The sequence below is a fragment of the Paenibacillus psychroresistens genome, assembly GCF_009728935.1.
GTDB classification, from domain to species: domain Bacteria; phylum Bacillota; class Bacilli; order Paenibacillales; family NBRC-103111; genus Paenibacillus_AC; species Paenibacillus_AC psychroresistens.
The window spans coordinates 6091367-6110088 of sequence record NZ_CP034235.1; the positions used below are offsets into that span (position 1 = coordinate 6091367).

Annotated in this window: 11 protein-coding genes; all 11 read right to left on the bottom strand. The window is 42.7% G+C overall.

From position 1 onward, the window contains the following. Positions 1–25 precede the first annotated feature (25 nt). Positions 26–2530, bottom strand: a complete 2505-nt coding sequence (locus tag EHS13_RS27675) for a glycosyl hydrolase family 28-related protein (RefSeq protein ID WP_155703484.1) — start codon at positions 2528–2530, stop codon at positions 26–28. A gap of 43 nt (positions 2531–2573) precedes the next feature. Further along, positions 2574–5126 carry a PKD domain-containing protein gene (locus EHS13_RS27680; protein ID WP_155703485.1) on the bottom strand — a complete coding sequence of 851 codons (2553 nt, stop codon included), beginning with the start codon at positions 5124–5126 and terminating at the stop codon, positions 2574–2576. Positions 5127–5304: 178 nt separating this feature from the next. After that, complete coding sequence (locus tag EHS13_RS27685) at positions 5305–7290, bottom strand: type 2 periplasmic-binding domain-containing protein (RefSeq protein ID WP_155703486.1); 1986 nt, start codon at positions 7288–7290, stop codon at positions 5305–5307. Between the two features lie 344 nt (positions 7291–7634). Beyond that, positions 7635–8690, bottom strand: coding sequence for a Gfo/Idh/MocA family protein (locus EHS13_RS27690; RefSeq protein WP_162463284.1), 1056 nt, complete (start codon positions 8688–8690; stop codon positions 7635–7637). A gap of 165 nt (positions 8691–8855) precedes the next feature. Further along, positions 8856–10841, bottom strand: a complete 1986-nt coding sequence (locus EHS13_RS27695; RefSeq protein WP_155703488.1) for a type 2 periplasmic-binding domain-containing protein — start codon at positions 10839–10841, stop codon at positions 8856–8858. 47 nt (positions 10842–10888) lie between these two features. Further along, positions 10889–11785 (bottom strand): carbohydrate ABC transporter permease, encoded by an 897-nt coding sequence (locus EHS13_RS27700; protein WP_155703489.1) that lies wholly within the window; start codon positions 11783–11785, stop codon positions 10889–10891. A gap of 13 nt (positions 11786–11798) precedes the next feature. Next, entirely contained in the window at positions 11799–12743 is a 945-nt protein-coding gene (locus EHS13_RS27705) for an ABC transporter permease (protein WP_155703490.1), read from the bottom strand. Between the two features lie 108 nt (positions 12744–12851). Then, positions 12852–14600, bottom strand: a complete 1749-nt coding sequence (locus tag EHS13_RS27710) for a sensor histidine kinase (protein WP_155703491.1) — start codon at positions 14598–14600, stop codon at positions 12852–12854. Positions 14601–14623: 23 nt separating this feature from the next. Then, the gene (locus tag EHS13_RS27715; protein ID WP_162463285.1) at positions 14624–16249 is read right to left on the bottom strand and encodes a response regulator; all 1626 of its coding nucleotides are present in this window, start codon (positions 16247–16249) and stop codon (positions 14624–14626) included. Between the two features lie 212 nt (positions 16250–16461). Continuing rightward, the gene (locus EHS13_RS27720; RefSeq protein ID WP_227014066.1) at positions 16462–17325 is read right to left on the bottom strand and encodes a sugar phosphate isomerase/epimerase family protein; all 864 of its coding nucleotides are present in this window, start codon (positions 17323–17325) and stop codon (positions 16462–16464) included. 2 nt (positions 17326–17327) lie between these two features. After that, positions 17328–18692: a DUF455 family protein gene (locus tag EHS13_RS27725; protein WP_155703493.1), complete on the bottom strand. Its 1365-nt coding sequence runs from the start codon at positions 18690–18692 to the stop codon at positions 17328–17330. Positions 18693–18722: the final 30 nt, after the last annotated feature.

An 18722-nucleotide genomic window follows, 5' to 3' on the forward strand; every position in this document is an offset into this window, starting at 1 on the left:
TCCCCCTTTTATTAAATCCATTACTCTAATACGTATAAGTGACTTTGCTAAGCTGAGGTGTCCAAGAGCTCCCGCTCGTATGGTTCCATCTGATCTTGACGTAATTAACGCCCGATAAACTGCTCAGAGTAAACGTATACTTAAGCCAATCTCCCGTACCTCCGGTTATTGTCGGCGTTACGGCCGTCCAACTGGAGCCATTAGCTGAAGTATAGAAGCTGTAATGCGATATCACTTCGCAGCCGCAATAGAATCCGACAGCTTCGAACGACGTCATCCCCGTCCGATTCCACACCACTTCCTCATTAGTGGACGTGCCGTTTCTGGCCGCCCGCGATGTATCACCGCCGAAATAGGTCGTGTTGATCGTATCAAATGTAAGATTGGAAGTATGGCTATACGTCTTCGTCCAATCATTCAAATCATCCACGACTGTTGAAATCGGATACGTATAAGTGACTTTGCCGAGCTGAGGCGTCCAAGAGCTTCCACTCGTATGGTTCCATCTGATTTTGACGTAATTGACGCCCGTTAGATTGCTCAGTGTATACGTATACTTGAGCCAATCTCCCGTTCCTCCGGTTATTGTCGGCGTAACGGACGTCCAACTGGAGCCGTTGGCCGATGTATAGAAGCTGTAATGCGATACTGCCTCGCATCCGCAGAAGAATCCGACTGCCTCGAAGGATGTCATCCCTGTTCGATTCCACACCACTTCCTCATTCGTCGACGTGCCATTTCTCGCCGCTCGCGAAGTATCTCCACCGAAGTAAGTTGTGTTGATCGTATCAAACGTAAGATTAGAGGTATGGCTATATGTCTTCGTCCAGTCGTTCAAATCGTCCACAACAGTTGTCGTCGAACTGATTACGATCGTGCTTTCCTTAATCGCGCCTCTTCCCCCGTTATCCCATACGACAAGAGTGACACGATAGGTTCCGGGCTTTGAGTAAGTGTACGACGGGCTAGTCGTACTCGTGGGAATACCGTCACCAAAGTCCCATAACGAATGTGCAATTGATCCGCCGGTATCCGTAGATGTATTCGTAAAGCTGATCGATTGCCCGACCGTCGCCGTCGTTACAGCTGTAAAGTTAGCCGTCGGTTTCACGTTGCTGAAGCCTCTGGAGGTTAATTGCGTATTCGTTCCATTCCCGCTCACGGTATTGCCGCTCCATTCCAAATCAGCAGAAACTGCAGGATACTGGTTAATTGATTTACCTACGTTTCCTGTGATCGTATTGTTCACGAAGCTGATTTTATCAACTGGAGCAATTCCGAGCGGCGTAATGTAAATCCCGTCTGAGCCATTATTCTTAATCTCGTTACTGTCGAAATTAAAGTAAGTTGTGTTGCCATTAATGCGAAGGCCATACCCGTCATCGGCTGGATATATAGCCCCTGAATTGCTGTTCTGCGTGTTATTAAACTTATTCTTGTAAAAATAATGGTATTGTTCTCCGTTCGTATCTCCTTGGAATTGAGTCGCCCATTCCACCATGTTAACTACTGTATTATAGGCAAAATAATTGTACTGTTCGGCACTTTCGCCGGAAATTGAAATCCCGATTTGTTGTCCATCGTCTAAATAATTGTCGGTGGATACCGTATGGCTTGCCTGAGCGATCTCAAGTCCGAGAAACTTGATGTCATCGTGATCGCTGATCGTATTGCGGCGTATGGAAGTATAATTAGATTCTGACGCTACGCTGATCCAATGATCCACAACATTATCCTCAATTATTGTGTTGATACAGTTGCCCCAGACTTCAATACTCAATCCTTCTATGCTCATCCCGGATCCGTTAATTGTATTGTTGCGAATTATCGAATCCGTAGAGCCATCATGAGCGAAAATACCGCCTCTTCCTGTGTTCGATATCGTATTTCGCAGAACTTGGTTATGACTGGAGCCCCAGCCCATTCGAATTCCCGAACCCCAGTCCGAGGTCACCCCGATATTGGTGAACGAATTGTCGGCAACCGTGGAATACGTAACTCCGTGCGTATAGTCGGTATTCCCCTGGAACCATACAGCGAACGGTCCATATACTCCAGAAGCCGTAAAATTTTTGAAAACCATATTATGGATGTTAAAGCCGCTTCCGTTATTGCCCTCGATCCCGTTATGAACATCCGGATCGCTATTCCCGTCGATGGTAAGCTCTGAGATTTCAACATTGTTTATGCCGCTTAAGTAGAGCATGCTTCTGATCGATTGCAGCGTGCCGTTGAATTTAATGATTGCTGTTGTCTTGCTGGCACCGCTTAACTTGATATTCGATTTAAGCGTAATAGCTGAACTGATATAATAAGTACCTGCCGGTAAATATACATTATCTCCGGATGCTGCCGCGTTTACCGCATTCTGGATAGCCGTCGTATCGTCATTGCCGTCAGCACCGTTAGCCCCATAAATGGTTACATTAACGGTGGCAGCATCTGCTACAGGAACATTGTATTGGAATTGAAACGTGCAAATAACCAATAGGCATATTAAGAACATAAGAGACTTGTTAATCCTTTTCATCTTATATAGCTCCTCCTCGTGAATAGATTTTGAGTTTCAAGAGTCAATACGTATAAGTGACTTTGCTAAGCTGAGGCGTCCAAGAGCTACCACCCGTATGGTTCCATCTGATCTTGACGTAATTAACCCCTGTAAGACTACTCAATGTATACTTGTATTTAAGCCAATCTCCCGTTCCTCCGGTTGTTGTCGGTGTGACGGCCGTCCAACTGGAGCCATTGGCTGAAGTATAGAAGCTGTAATGCGATATCGCTTCGCAACCGCAATAGAATCCGACAGCTTCGAACGACGTCATCCCCGTCCGATTCCACACCACTTCCTCGTTTGTGGAAGTGCCGTTTCTCGCTGCTCGCGATGTATCTCCACTGAAGTAAATCGAATTGATCGTATCAAAAGTAAGATTAGAAGTATGGCTATATGTCTTCGTCCAATCGTTCAAATCGTCCACGACTGTTGGAGTGGGATACGTATAAGTGACTTTGCTGAGCTGAGGAGTCCAAGAGCTGCCGCTCGTATGGTTCCATCTGATCTTGACATAATTAACGCCAGATAGATTGCTCAGCGTATACGTATATTTGAGCCAATCTCCCGTGCCCCCTGTTGTCGTCGGCGTAACGGACGTCCAACTGGAGCCGTTGGCTGATGTATAGAAACTATAATGCGATACCGCCTCGCATCCGCAGAAGAATCCGACTGCCTCGAAGGATGTCATCCCTGTTCGATTCCACACCACTTCCTCATTCGTCGACGTGCCGTTTCTCGCCGCCCGTGATGCATCTCCACCGAAATAGGTTGTGTTGATCGTATCAAAAGTAAGATTGGAGGTATGGCTGTATGTCTTTGTCCAGTCGTTCAAATCGTCCACTACCGTAGTTAGCGAACTGATCACGATCGTACTTTCCTTGATCGCGCCTCTCCCTCCGTTATCCCAAACGGTCAACGTGACACGATAAGAACCGGGCTGGCTATACGTATGTGAAGTGCTAGAGCTGCTAGTTGGGGCTCCATCACCGAAATCCCACAGCACATGCGATATGGTTCCATCCGAATCCGTTGATGAGCTGGAAAAGCTAATGGATTGGCCAACGCTGCCCGAGCTGGCGCTGCTGATAACTGCAGTCGGCTCTATGTTGCCGAAGCTTACGGCTGAAGGCGTTGTGTTGCTTCCGTTTCCACTCACGGTATTACCAGTAAAGCCAAACGCGGAATATCCGCTGTAAGATCCAAACGCAACACTTGTGTTGCCCGTAAATTGACTATTCTTGAAGGTTAAGCGATCGACGTTCGACCCGTATAGGAGTACACCTTCTCTTTGGTTATTGCTCACACTGGAATTATCAAAGGTGACATCGGTTACGTTCCCGTTAAACCGAAGCCCATTGCCGTCTATCGTATTATAAGGCGGAGGCTCAATTCCGATTTGCGTGTTGATAAAGTCAGTTTTATAGAAATACAGCTTCGAGGCGCCTCCTAGATCTCCTTGGATTTGTGCCCCGAACAAGCTGCTATGATTAAAAGTGTTATGTCCGATGTAGGCATAGTTTTTCACTTCATCTCCTGAAATGGAGAAGCCGATTTCCGCTCCGCCATCGACCAAGTTATCGGTAAATACCCCATGAGTCGCATCGGCGAATTCAATGCCGAGAAATTTATAGATGCCGCTCTTATCGCTTACGACGTTTCTTCTAACGGCCACATAGTCGCTTTGGGCTACACTAAGCCAGTGATCGATTACGTTATCTTCGATGATCGCGCGGTTGCAACCATTCCAGACTTCAATGCCGAGTCCTTCGCCGCCCGATCCAGTTACTGTGTTACTCCTGATCACAGTATCCTCCGAGCCGTTATTGCAAAATATACCGCCCCGCCCCGTATTGGATACCGTATTCCGCAAGATGGAATTTCTCGAGGATCCCCATGATACCCGGATGCCGGCGCCCCATGCACTGCTCGTGTTTATGCTGCTGACCGTATTGTCGGCGATCATGCTATCCGTCACTCCAGGAATGACCGTTGGCTGATTATAGCCAGTAAAAGAGATACCCATCGGCCCAAAGACGAGATTAGAGGACAGATTTTGAATAGTAACGTGATGGATGTTAAGGTTTGTGCTAGGTGTTCCAGCGAGACTTCCTTCAGCGGAAATTCCGTTTCCCGCATAATTATTGTTGTTCCCGTTTAAGGTCAGATAGGAGATTTCCACGTTGGAGATCCCGATAATATGAATCATTCCGTAGGATTGAATGGCATTGCTGCTCGAATCCCTTCTGATGTAACTCGGCTCACTGGTGCCCGTAAACTTGACGATGGCACCGCTCTGGCTTTGCCCAAGCAGCTTAACACCAGCTTTGGCGACAATCGGGCTTGTGATGTTAAATGTACCATTCGGAAAATAAACCGTATCTCCCGACACAGCGGCAGTGATCGCGTTCTGGATAGCGGTTCGATCATCCGAGGAGTCGTTTGCAGTAGCACCGTAGCTCGTAATATTAAGCGTCGCTGCTTGAGCGACAGGAATATTGATCTGGTACTGGATCCCAAACATAAGCGAAAGACAAACCAGGATGTAGATCATCTTCTTTATTGCGTTCATCATCTTAATCCTCCTTTAAATTTTAAAATTCGCACAAAGTTTCTTTACTAAAGAAATCTATATTCAAGTAGGTTCTGCATGGGAAGTTGAATTCCCATACAGACCCAGCTGCTCCCTCCGTTCTGGCCCTTATGCCTGATTTATCAAACAACCAACAAGTCGCGATAAGATCTAGCCTGCTTTATTTAATATTAGGCATATAGTCCACGCCATCACCACCAACATTATGCTCTCTAAAGTATTTGTCCCCTTCTGCCAATGCTGCATCGGTAAACCCTGCTTTATCAGCCGATTTGAGGAAATCATCGTAAAGCTTGTCAAATTGAGCCGCGGAACCAGCAGTCAACGTTTTGGTAAGTGGATCCTCCAATGCTTTCTTTGCGGCAAAGGCTTTCTGTAAGCTAGGCACTTCTCCAAATACCCAAATGTTAGGCGAGTTCGCTAATACTTTTTGGGCTGGATCGGTAAAGCCAATGGAGAAGGCTTGATCCGCTCCTGCTGGAGTTCTAACGGATCTGTCGTAGGTTACCGCTGGGTGGAATTTACTTTTATTCTGATTCATAAAGGTTACCATCAAGCCCCCGGTTGGCGCTGTAATCGTTGTTGAATCCCCCAAATTATATTGCAGTGCTTTACCGTTTTGTGTTTGATAGACCATATTGTCGGCTAGCTCCTTGTCTTTAAATACTCTGCTGCCGCTCACTTCGTCGAACAAGCCTGCGCTTTTAGGACCCCAGCTTCTCAGCTTCTCAGCGGATTGGGAGACCATGTAATCATACCAGCGTAAAATTTGCGGAAGATCCTCAGGTGCAACGCTGTCCTTAAAGATATAAAGGCCGCTTCGAGAACCTACGTTAGATTTATATCTTAGGAACTCATCTGTTTTTTGCGGGATATTCAGATAAACCTTTCGATACTTGTATGGTTTACCTGCTGCCTCAAGCCCGGCATTATCCGGTGTCATCCATGCATAGGTTACCGCATACAGACCGTTCTTCAGCTTTTCATTGAATACTTCGTTAGGATCGAGCAAACCTTCCTTCGAAGCAACACCATCAATCACGAGCTTGTTCATCAATTTAACGTCTTCGCGGAAAGCCGGTTGTTTGAACAGATAAGCCAGCTTCTGATCCTTTTTGTTGAAATAAGTATAGTAATCGGTATCCATCCGTCCTTCCAGAATGGCCATCATCACAGCCATTAAAGGCCAGTTATCCGTTCCGGTCGATACGAAAAACGGGGAAACCGGTTTATTGCCTTCCTTCAACTGCAAGTCCTTGATGTTATAAAGCATTTTTATAAAGTCATCGGAGCTATTAATGGGAACATCCAGGATCTCTTCCTTTGTAAAGGCACCTTTTTGCACATACATATCTTGAATTTCTTTTTCTGATTTGGCGCTTGGGTACAGCTTTTTAATAACGTCATCCCTTACCCATATATAACCAAGAGAGTCGACAGGCGGATTGAATACGCTATATTTAGCTAGGTCTACAGAAGGGTCGTGGTCTGTATCTGCATACAAATTCTCATAGATCCCAAAGGGCAACGAATATTTCTTGTACATTTCTGTAGGTTTTAGAAAAGTATCGTACATTTTCTGCAGATTGGGTGCATATTTGGGGATTAGCTCTGTCAAGTCATAGAGCTTATTGGCATCCACCAGTTTCTTAAGATCCTGCGCATTCCAAACCATATCGGGGTAATCGTTGGCAGCCGTTAGCTGGCTAAGCTTGATATCCCAGGATTGTCCGCCATTGTCAATTGAATTGTCTTCATCGATCGTAACGCCAGTGACCCGTTGAACCTCAGGAGTAACGACATCATTTGCTGACTTCTTCTTTCCCAATCCGCCGGTTCCCTCAGCCTGCCAGTAAGTCAGCTTCAGCTGTTTTCCCGTCCATGTAGGAAGATCCGACGTATCTGCATCCGGATTATCAATCCAAGGATGAGCATTAATATCATTCGTCTCATTTGCTGCCACAGGTGTCGCTTCCGCAGGAGTTGCTTCAACAGATGCAGGTTCTGTACTTGCACTTGCTGTTGAGGCTGGACTTATGCTTGGACTTGAAGCTTCTTTGTCTGAATTCGAACATCCGGCAAAAACGGATAAAACTAAGATCATTACAACAAGCATTGACATGACTGACTTAAGCTTTTTATTCAATTTGCTCATCCCCTTCATTTTCTTGGTATATTAATCACTTTGTTAAGTGTTACACCCATGGACTCAACATGATGGTTGCAATGATTGGCATAAAATGCGACGGAAAAGTAAGCGTTTTCACAATTCACTTAAAAAGCTTTTGCTTTACTTCATTCAGCAGGAATGCGTGGATAATCGGAGCCGGAAATCAGATAATCTGACTTATTTACCGGCTTATATTTTAATATGATACACTCCCTTTCCAAAGCAACAAAGACTCCATTTATAAAAAAAGATAACAGTATTATAAAGTCTTTTCAGCCTGAATTATCACCGAAACCGGAATTCTTAAGCGCGACTCAAAATCATATGAACCTAGGGACATCAAGCCATATGTTGCCTTTAACAGCCGATTCATGAGCTATCAGCCCAGGTATAGTCATATCCAAGGCTTTCACGATGTCAATGGCCGGAGGCACATCATTTTCTATGGCATTTATAAAATCTTTGACGAGAAAAAACTCAGAAGTACCGTGACCTCCTAACCCACTGTCTTTAGGAGCATCAGGATTAGATGAACTAACAGCTATCTTTTTCCCTGTCTTTTCGTCCAAACCTTCAAAATATCTCAAACCGATATTGTCATACCCCGTACGTCCCGTTTCCAAAAACCCTTTAGTACCATAAACGCTGTAAGCGCAAAGCTCCGGTTGCCTAGTAGCAACTGAGCTTCTCAAAACTTTAATCGTTGCACCCTTGTTAGTTTCGAACAATGCAACCTGCATGTCGATAGCGCCTACACCGATATCCCCCATAATGGAGGTCGCTTTTCCCGAGCCCGTAGCTTTTACTATATAGTCATCCATCCACAGAAGCAGTGGCCCCAGACTATGGGAACAATAATGTAGAGGCGCTCGCTGAGCTCTCCATTGTCCCTCCACAGCAATTCTTATTTCATGAACATAATCTGCTTCAGCGTAGTAGATGTTTCCAAGATTTCCTTGTTTAATTAGCTTGTTCCATTCTAATGCGAAATGCATGTAATTACAGTTTTCTGCAAGCATATATTTCCCTTTTGATCTTTGTACAGCATAGAATAGCCTCTCACAATCTTGAAGGGTGTTGGCCGCTGTCACTTCGCACAGCACATGCTTGTTGCACTCCAATGCCTTAATAGCCTGATCTGCATGGACAGGAATAGGAGTACCAATGACGATGATATCAGCATCACTATTCACTAAGTCATCATAGTTATCAAAAAGCTGGTTGTCATGTAATCCAAATTGTCTACCGCAGCTCTCCAGGCTTTCCGAATGAGTATCACATAGTGCCGTCACTATAGTTTTGTTATTTCCTGCGAATAATCTCCCATAGGCAGTTCCTCTGCCAATCCCAACCAAGCCTACTTTTAATTTTTTCATATTACAAAATCCCCCCACCGTTGGCTTAAAGGTGTGCAGCAGCAACCACTTACTGTATCTGCTCCGCATCCTCGGATTATTTGCACAAAAAGCAGCCTTTTCAGGGCTGCTTTTGTTTGTAGACTCGCAAGTGCTTACTTGAATAAACACAAGTCAGACCTTCACTTATTTAATATTAGGCATGTAGTCCACACCATCACCGCCAACATTATGCTCTCTAAAATATTTATCCCCTTCTGCCAATGCTGCATCGGTAAACCCTGCTTTATCAGCCGATTTGAGGAAATCATCGTAAAGCTTGTCAAATTGGGCCGCGGAACCAGCAGTCAACGTTTTGGTAAGCGGATCCTCCAATGCTTTCTTTGCGGCAAAGGCTTTCTGTAAGCTAGGCACTTCTCCAAATACCCAAATGTTAGGCGAGTTCGCTAATACTTTTATCGCAGGATCGGTAAAGCCAATGGAGAAGGCTTGATCCGCTCCTGCTGGAGTTCTAACGGATCTATCGTAGGTTACCGCTGGGTGGAATTTACTTTTATTCTGATTCATAAAGGTTACCATCAAGCCCCCGGTTGGCGCGGTAATCGTTGTTGAATCCCCCAAATTATATTGCAGTGCTTTACCGTTTTGTGTTTGATAGACCATATTGTCGGCTAGCTCCTTGTCTTTAAATACTCTGCTGCCGCTCACTTCGTCGAACAAGCCTGCGCTCTTAGGACCCCAGCTTCTCAGCTTCTCAGCGGATTGGGAGACCATGTAATCATACCAGCGTAAAATTTGCGGAAGATCCTCAGGTGCAACGCTGTCCTTAAAGATATAAAGGCCGCTTCGAGAACCTACGTTAGATTTATATCTTAGGAACTCATCTGTTTTTTGCGGGATATTCAGATAAACCTTTCGATACTTGTATGGTTTACCTGCTGCCTCAAGCCCGGCATTATCCGGTGTCATCCATGCATAGGTTACCGCATACAGACCGTTCTTCAGCTTTTCATTGAATACTTCGTTGGGATCGAGCAAACCTTCCTTCGAAGCAACACCATCAATCACAAGCTTATTCATCAATTTAACGTCTTCGCGGAAAGCCGGTTGTTTGAACAGATAGGCGAGCTTCTGATCCTTCTTGTCAAAATAAGTATAGTAATCGGTATCCATCCGTCCTTCCAGAATGGCCATCATCACAGCCATTAAAGGCCAGTTATCCGTTCCGGTCGATACGAAAAATGGGGAAACCGGTTTATTGCCTTCCTTCAACTGCAAGTCCTTGATGTTATAAAGCATTTTTATAAAGTCATCAGAGCTATTAATAGGAACATCCAGGATTTCTTCCTTTGTAAAAGCACCTTTTTGCACGTACATATCTTGAATTTCTTTTTCTGATTTGGCGCTTGGATACAGCTTTTTAATAACGTCATCTCTTACCCATATATAACCAAGAGAGTCGACAGGCGGATTGAATACGCTGTACTTAGCCAGGTCTACAGAAGGGTCGTGGTCTGTATCTGCATACAAATTCTCATAGATACCAAAAGGCAACGAATATTTCTTGTACATTTCTGTAGGTTTTAGAAAAGTATCGTACATTTTCTGCAGATTGGGTGCATATTTGGGGATTAGCTCTGTCAAGTCATAGAGCTTATTGGCATCCACCAGTTTTTTAAGATCCTGCGCATTCCAAACCATATCGGGGTAATCGTTGGCAGCCGTTAGCTGGCTAAGCTTGATATCCCAGGATTGTCCGCCATTGTCAATCGAATTGTCTTCATCGATCGTAACGCCAGTGACCCGTTGAACCTCAGGAGTAACGACATCATTTGCTGACTTCTTCTTTCCCAATCCGCCGGTTCCCTCAGCCTGCCAGTAAGTCAGCTTCAGCTGTTTTCCCGTCCATGTAGGAAGATCCGACGTATCTGCATCCGGATTATCAATCCAAGGATGAGCATTAATATCATTCGTCTCATTTGCTGCCACAGGTGTCGCTTCCGCAGGAGTTGCTTCAACAGATGCAGGTTCTGTACTTGCATTTGCTGTTGAGGCTGGACTTATGCTTGGACTTGAAGCTTCTTTGTCTGAGTTCGTACATCCGGCAAAAACGGATAAAACTAAGATCATTACAACAAGCATTGACATGACTGACTTAAGCTTTTTATTCAATTTGCTCATCCCCTTCATTTTTTTGGTAATTGTATTACCCTTGCCGACTAATCCTTTACAGCACCAATCAAAACACCTTGGATAAAATATTTTTGCAGAAACGGATAAACCAGAATGATCGGAATCGTCGTAATGATAACTTGGGCTGACTTAATCGCTTCAGGCGTTGTTGTCAGTTTAATTTTGGTCACCTGGCCATGCTTGATGGCCTCTTCAATTAAGGAGGCAATTAAATCATTTTCTCTAACCATCTGCATCATTATAAATTGCAAAGTATATAGCTTAGGTTTAGTGATGAAGAATAAAGTCGTAATCCAATCATTCCAATTAAGCACAGCTGTCCACAATGTAATGGTTGCAATGATCGGCATGGAAAGCGGCAGGATAATCCGTCTTAATACCGTTATTTCATTTGCCCCGTCAATCTTTGCTGATTCCAATAAACTCTCCGGTATGGTGTACATATAGGTTCTAATGATTAGCATATTATAGAAAACAAAAGCACCCGGCAGAATGTAGATCAGAAAATGATTCAACAAATGCAGCTTGGAAAATAACAAATATTGCGGGATAATGCCTCCATTAAAGAACATCGGAAGGATCAGAAATAAAAGCAACGCGTTTCTTCCCCATAAACTCCTTTTTGTAAACGCATATGCCGCAGATACTTGGACAATTAAAGATAATATCGTTCCGGCTACAACCCGTAAAACCGAAATGATTGCAGCTTGGGAAATAGCTGAATTTGATAAAATGACTTTGAAATTATACAAGGTCGGTTCCCTCGGGAATACGGTTATTCCTCCCAAAGCAGTATCGCGACTCTCATTGAAAGCCATTGCCATCACGTTCAAATAGGGAAAAACCGTAATCAGACCCAGTAGCGCCATGAACGATATATTAAAGATTGTAAAAATTCGATAGCCAGGGGTTGAATATTTCATGAATAATCCTCCCTCACCATATCGAAATCGAGCTTATTTTTTTCGTGATAAAATTCACTACAATTAATAAAACAAAAGCAACTACACCTTGAATAAATCCTACTGCCGTAGCCAATGAATAATGTGCCTGCTGGATTCCGAATTTATATACAAGTGTGGACAACACATCATAATCAATAAAAGAATTCTGCAGTCCAAAAACCAATTCAAAATTGCTGTTTAACAATCCGCTCATGCTAAGGATCAATAGGATCATCGCAGTAGGCATAATGCCTGGAATGGTAATCCGCATAGCTTGTTGAAACTTGCCGGCGCCATCAATTCCGGCCGCTTCATACAATTCAGGATTTATTCCCGAAATAGCAGCCAAATAAATAATTGTGCCCCAGCCCATTTCCTTCCATAAGCTGAGCATAAGGATATTCGGGATAAAAAATCCCTGCTTAGCCATAAATAAAATCCTTTCCGCATCAGAACCAAGCATGGAAACTCTCATGTCATTGATTGGCCCGTACATGGAATACATGGTATAAGCAATCCCGATAACGGAAATCCAGGATAAAAAGTGCGGCAGATAAGTAAGCGTTTGCACAGTTCGTTTAAAAAGCTTTAGCTTTACTTCATTCAGTAGAAGTGCCAGAATAATCGGAACTGGAAATCCAACAATTAAGGAAATAAAAAAAAGGACCACTGTGTTCGATAGCGCTTTCGTGATATCTGGCAGCTCGAAGATCGCTTTAATATTATCAAACCCTATCCATGGACTATGAATTGGACCCAAAAATATATCGTACTCTTGAAATGTAATCAGGATACCAGGCAGTGGAAAGTAGCAGAAAACGAGTGTGATCAGCAGAGCCGGTAAAAGCAACAAATAGATAAGCCAATCTTTTTTTAATTTCTGCACAATTGAAGTTTGTTTTTTTACAGCTTTATTGTTTGCTGCTTGAACTTTCATTAGATGAACCCGCTCCTTAACTGTCTTATTTGTTTGGCTTATTGTTTATTATGATACACTCCCTTTCTAAAGCATCAAAGACTCCATTTATAAAAAAACATAACAATATTATAAAATCTTTTCAGCCGGAATGGTCACCGTAATCGTTGTTCCTTGATTGATTTCACTTGCAATGCTCAAGCCAAATCCCTTGCCATAATACGTTTCGATCCGCTTCTGCACATTCTTCATCCCATAGCCGCTGTAAGAATTCGTCAAATTTCCGATAAGGATATTCCTGCTTTTGTCTTCCTCCATACCCAATCCATTATCAGAAATTTCAAAGACAATATTCTCGTCAACAAGTCTACCTTTAATAGCAATAAATCCCTTTGATTTCATTCCGTTAATGCCATGCAAAAGTGCATTTTCAACAATCGGTTGGAGCAGATTTTTGACGATTAAAAAATCCCGAACTGTTTCATCGATCTCGAATGTAAAGGTAAACTCCGCCTTGTAAGCAAATTTTTGTATCGTCATATATTCATGTAAACCGTCAATCTCTCGGGAAATCGTAAAAATTTTATCTCCTTTGCTAAGCACAATCCGATAATATTTCACCATGGAGTCGATAACTAGGCCTAGTTTTTTGTCTGGGTAAGCCCATTTTAACGCTGATAAAGTATTATAAAGAAAATGAGGGTTTATACATGCTTGCAGGAGGTCCATTTCCAGTGTCTTTTTCTCCACCTCATACTCTGTTAATGTCCGGTAATACTCTGTAATTCTGAGTATTAGTTTATTGAACCTGCTGGCGATTTTAGCAAATTCGTCATTGCCGCTTATATCTACAGGAAGCAGCTGCTCACCGTTGATCAAGCCTTCCACATCCATTTCTTTCAATAAACGGGATAACCGCTTGGTTATCATTTTCGAAACCATCTTCACAACTAGTATAATAATAATGAGCAAAAACAAAATGATAATAAAGGCTTGGATCACAAAGCTTTTCATATTCGCAAGTACTTCTCGTTTAGGCAGAAATAGCAGAACTCGGTGGCCATTCTCTTTAAACTCCAAGTCAATTGTATAATAACCATTACTTTGGTTATTTTTGAAATACTGCTCCGAAACAGCCGAAATCTTTTCTGATTTTAGCTGATTGCTGTTGACAACTATACGATTAGCAGGATCTGCACCGTCGTCTGTGACATATAAAATAAACCCTTCTTGGGGAAGGGCGAACTGTAAAGGCGCAGTGATATTAGCAATAGGGATTCTTACTTCAACGATAGCCAACGGATTATCAATAGACATGATTTTTTTGTATAGGATCAGATCCTCTGATTTTGCTCTACTGCCGTCACTATCCTTTCTGTACTTCCAAATCACCGAATTCTCCTTAGCATCCAGAATTTCTGTTTTTAAATTTCCATCAAGCCGCTCGCCGCTTCTAATATATTCGCCTTCGTAAACCAATTTATTGAATGAGTAGACCAAAACACTCTTTTGCGAGCTACCCATCTCCAAAGCGCTAAAAACATCATTCATCACATTGTAATTCGTCCAGACCGTCTCAATTTCTTCTTCATGCCTAGTTGATAAAACCCCATTTAACCGGGTATTGCTCATCACATAAACAATTTTATTCGTATTTTCCTTAAATAGATCATGAATCGCATTCACTCCAATGCCTAGCTGAGTTTTATTGGAGTCGATGATTTCGGCCACTTTGGTATTCCATGTTTTTACCAAATAAAAGGATCCCAGTGCCAATAACGGAATTAGCGTAAATAAAAAAATGATCAGTGCAATTTTTTGGCTGTACTGCAGGGATATCTTTGGTTTTCTCATTCTTGCTTCGGTTCTTTTTTTCATAAAGCTTCCACTCCTATCTCCAATTATAAGTGAGGTTTGTTCTTATATTCTCCAGGAGTCAAGCCAGTAATTTTTTTGAATAATAAGCAAAAATAAGATTTATTAGAATATCCAACCTTTTCGGCAACAATATATATACGGCTGGATGGATCTTTGAGCATTTTTTTAGCCCAGTCAATCCGATATTCCGTAAGATATTCGAATATGGTTTTACCAGTCAAGCCTTTGAAAACATTGTTAGCATGCACAACACTTAAATAAACGCTTTTGGCGATATCACCCGCGGTTATTTGTTCATGATACTTGTTTTTAATAATGGCTTTGATTTCATCTGCCACTTTAACATGTGAAGGGTTAGTGCTGTATAAATGTTCATTAACCGATTTCAATATATTCCGGATCCACATCTTAACATCGTTCATTTCTGAAAATTCGGATAGTCTTTCCCATAATATTTGATTCTCATTGAATAAAATCTTGGAGGATTGATTCGCCTCTATGAGAATGAGCTGTGCTATATTTGCAATCGAAAAAGCTAAGCTTTTCACATAATTTTCGCTGTAATTCACAGTTGATGAGCCAAAGTATTTAACAAAAAAGGCTTCAATAGAGTCTTCATTTCCATCTCCGATCAAAGCCTCGACCTCATTGTACAACACTTCAATATCTATGGATTTTTCAAAGATCCTGCTCTGTAGATGCTCAATTTCCGCGAACAGTACGATATCGTTACCGTCCTTATAAAACTTGGTTTTTGCTGCGCGAACCGACTGCTGGTAAAGCTTGGGTACATCCGATAAATCTTGTGAGCTCTGGCTGATCCCAATCCTGATCTTCAGATTCAATAAGCTGCTAATTTCATCCCGCGATGCGATGATCAGATCAGAAAAATCTCCAGTAGACTGCCTAGGAGACGTTGCATTGTCGGTTAATAACAATACAAATTCTTTGTTGGAGATTTGCAGCATATTCATCGAAAAGTGCTCATTGTTGCATTTCTGCAATATTCTCTTTACGGTATAAGCAGTAAAATATTCATCGTCCGTCTCCACATCGAATCTTATCTTCTCATATTCGCCTAAAACAACAGATACCAAGTAGATATTGCAGTCTCTGCTAATCTCCATTTTCAAAAAACCAAATCTTCTTCTTATTTCATCTGCTTCATGGTAATAACCAAATAATAGCTCTCGGAGAAACTGCTCCTGAAAGGACGGCAAGGATTGATTTAATTGCTCCAGCATCATTTCCTTTTCCTTTTTCAACGAACGTTCGAAATCATGTTTGTTTAATGCCTTTTTAATAGCGCTTTCAAGATATTCCGCAACGATTGGTTTTAACACGTAATCCTGCACATCCAGACGCACAGCGGCACGCGCAAAATCAAACTCATCATGGCAACTCATTAGGATGATTTTCACTTCGGGATAGAATTGCCTGACTTTGTCTGCCATTTCTATGCCATCCATAATCGGCATGGTGATATCACTAAGAATAAGATCAGGGTTTAGAATTCGAGCTTGCTCCAGCCCTTCTTTTCCGTTCGAACAAATGCCCACTATTTCAATGTCCATATTTCCCCAATCCAACATCCCTGCTATACCTTCTTGATCCCATAAATTATCGTCGACAATAAGCATTCTATGCATAAATATTCTCCTTCTGCCAATGGCTGTTTTGGGTAATATACTTCTGCAATGATACATTCGCTAAAGAACCGAGATAGTCCTTTAAAGGCCCTCACTTGAAAGTCATACCTCACTTCCCTTATACGGAAACCAAAATCGGCAAACAAAAAATAGTCAATTAGATAATTGACTATTTGACGAAAGAAACTATTATTTAACGCCAACGACGGCACTCATTTGTAAGAAAGGCTATTCAGATATCGCAATGCATCCTTAAGATTAGTTTCATTAACTCCCTCGATAGATATATCGACGAATGGTTTGTGCTGGTGCAATTTACTTAAAAAACCCGTAATATTAAATTGGCCGGAGCCTGCTTGAACCTCTTGCAGGCTTTCTGAATCCTCTGAAATATTCACATCCTTCAAATGAGCCAGCACAATGCGTTCACCAAAATTATCAAAAGCATCTGCAATAATTTTATCCTGCTGCCCTATATTTGTCAGATCTAATAGATTACAAGGATCAAATACAACACCGAGATGGTTCGATGGAATTTCCTCTAAAAGCTGTTTCATTTTCTCAGATGATGAAAGAGTATGTCGGTAAACGGGTTCAAGCCCGATAAAAACTCCCCATTTCTCTGCCTCTTCCGTCAGCTCTTCTATAGTTGCTTTAAGGATGTCCCAGCCAATCTCACGGTATCTTAATGAGTCATGGGTTAAGTAGGTATTCAAATCTCCTGTTTCCGTGGCGACAATCGATGTTCCAAATTGACGAGCGAAACGTATATGCTCTTTAAACCGCTCAATATCGTACCGTCTTTGCACCGGATCAGGATGAATCGGATTAATATAACAACCAAGCACCCCAATACGGAGGCTGTTTCTCTCAAACTGCTCTGCAATATGATTGGCCAATCCAGGGCTAAGCTTCCCTAAACCCAGGTCAATATCGCTTATCGCCTTGGATAAAGCCAATTGTACAAAATCCAGTTCGTATTTACCCAGCTTCTCCGTCAATTGCTTGAGTGGCAGTTTACCTAAAGCATGCGCCAATATACCAAATGCCATAATAGTGATTTCCCTTTCTTCCACACTCAATATTGATCATATACGAGTTCTTTGGTTGTGAAACCGCATAAGGAAGGAAAATTTTTCAGCAGCTGCTCAATTTCTGTTTCTTGTACCCCTACATTACGCAGCCTTTGGGCGCGGACTTTTTCCTGTACCGATTTAGCCGTCTCAAAATCCTCCATATGCTCAAACAGCTTCGCTCCCCACTTTTGTCCAAAATCCACATGCATACGCTCATCTGATATATCAAATTCAGATTGGACGGCAGAAAGCGCATCACCGAATTTCCAGAAAGCATCGATGGATTTGCGTTTTTTGAAGAATGAGCATGGTTCGGCTACCATAGTCAATGTTGCATAAAATTCCGGAAAAATAGTCGGCAGATTATCCGAAGTCAGTGCTTGTGTTCCTGCCCAGAGAAAATGCTCCGTCTGAAAACCAAGCTGCTTCAAGCGGCGAACCCCCATTTGGCTGTGCCTTACTTCATCCCAAGTATGGCGGGCAACATCAATATAGAAATCCATCGGCATGTTTTGTACTCCATAGTATAGATAGGCCATGGATTCCGCTGAAGTCATTTCAGTTGCATTGATATATATCATTTGCTTAACACTATCATTGAGCGGGCTGCTCGAATCTCTAAGCAGATTTGCTTCCCCATGAATCTTTGGGTCATGAAGCGGAAATCTGACATCAGGAGCTGCGACTGCCGGTACAGGACCTATTGCTTCGATTGCCAGAGGAGTCGGCCATTTTACAGCTTTATCCTCAGCGTGCCGTTGCATGGTGAGGATTACTTGATTGGTGTACAGCGTCCAGCTAGTATACCGTTGATTCAGCGTTGGCTGTTCCGAGTAGGCAAATCGTATAAATCGTTCCGGCCACTCCAGATGAGTTCGGCTATCCATTTCAATTAAGCGAAAAATATCTAACGAAGGTGCATCGAGAATAGGGTCCATCTCAAATTCAAGCTTGCGGTATGCTTCCAATAAAGCTTGAACCAATGCCCGATAAGCAAAGGCAAATTCAGCCAATCCAGGAGCTAACGACAAGCTTTGAAATCCTTCGCGAAAGCTAACAGGCGATCGAGCACGCTCATTAATTCCACCACCAGCCAATTCACCAATACGCTCCTTCAAGGCTTTCATATGAATCGTGTGCAGGTATGCCAGCCGCATAAGCTCACCTTTTATATCCCAATCAGGGAAACACGGTGCCCATCCCATAGCAAATCTCGATAATTCAAACTCCAGCCAGAACAATTGCTTTAACCTGCGATTCGAATCAACAGGACGCAAATGAACATTGCCATACTCGGCAACAGCTGGCGGTAATTCCATTTGATCTATATCAATAGCGAAAGACTCTTCTTCAATTTGCTCAGCCATGTAACAGCCTCCAATTGTGGATTTCTTACT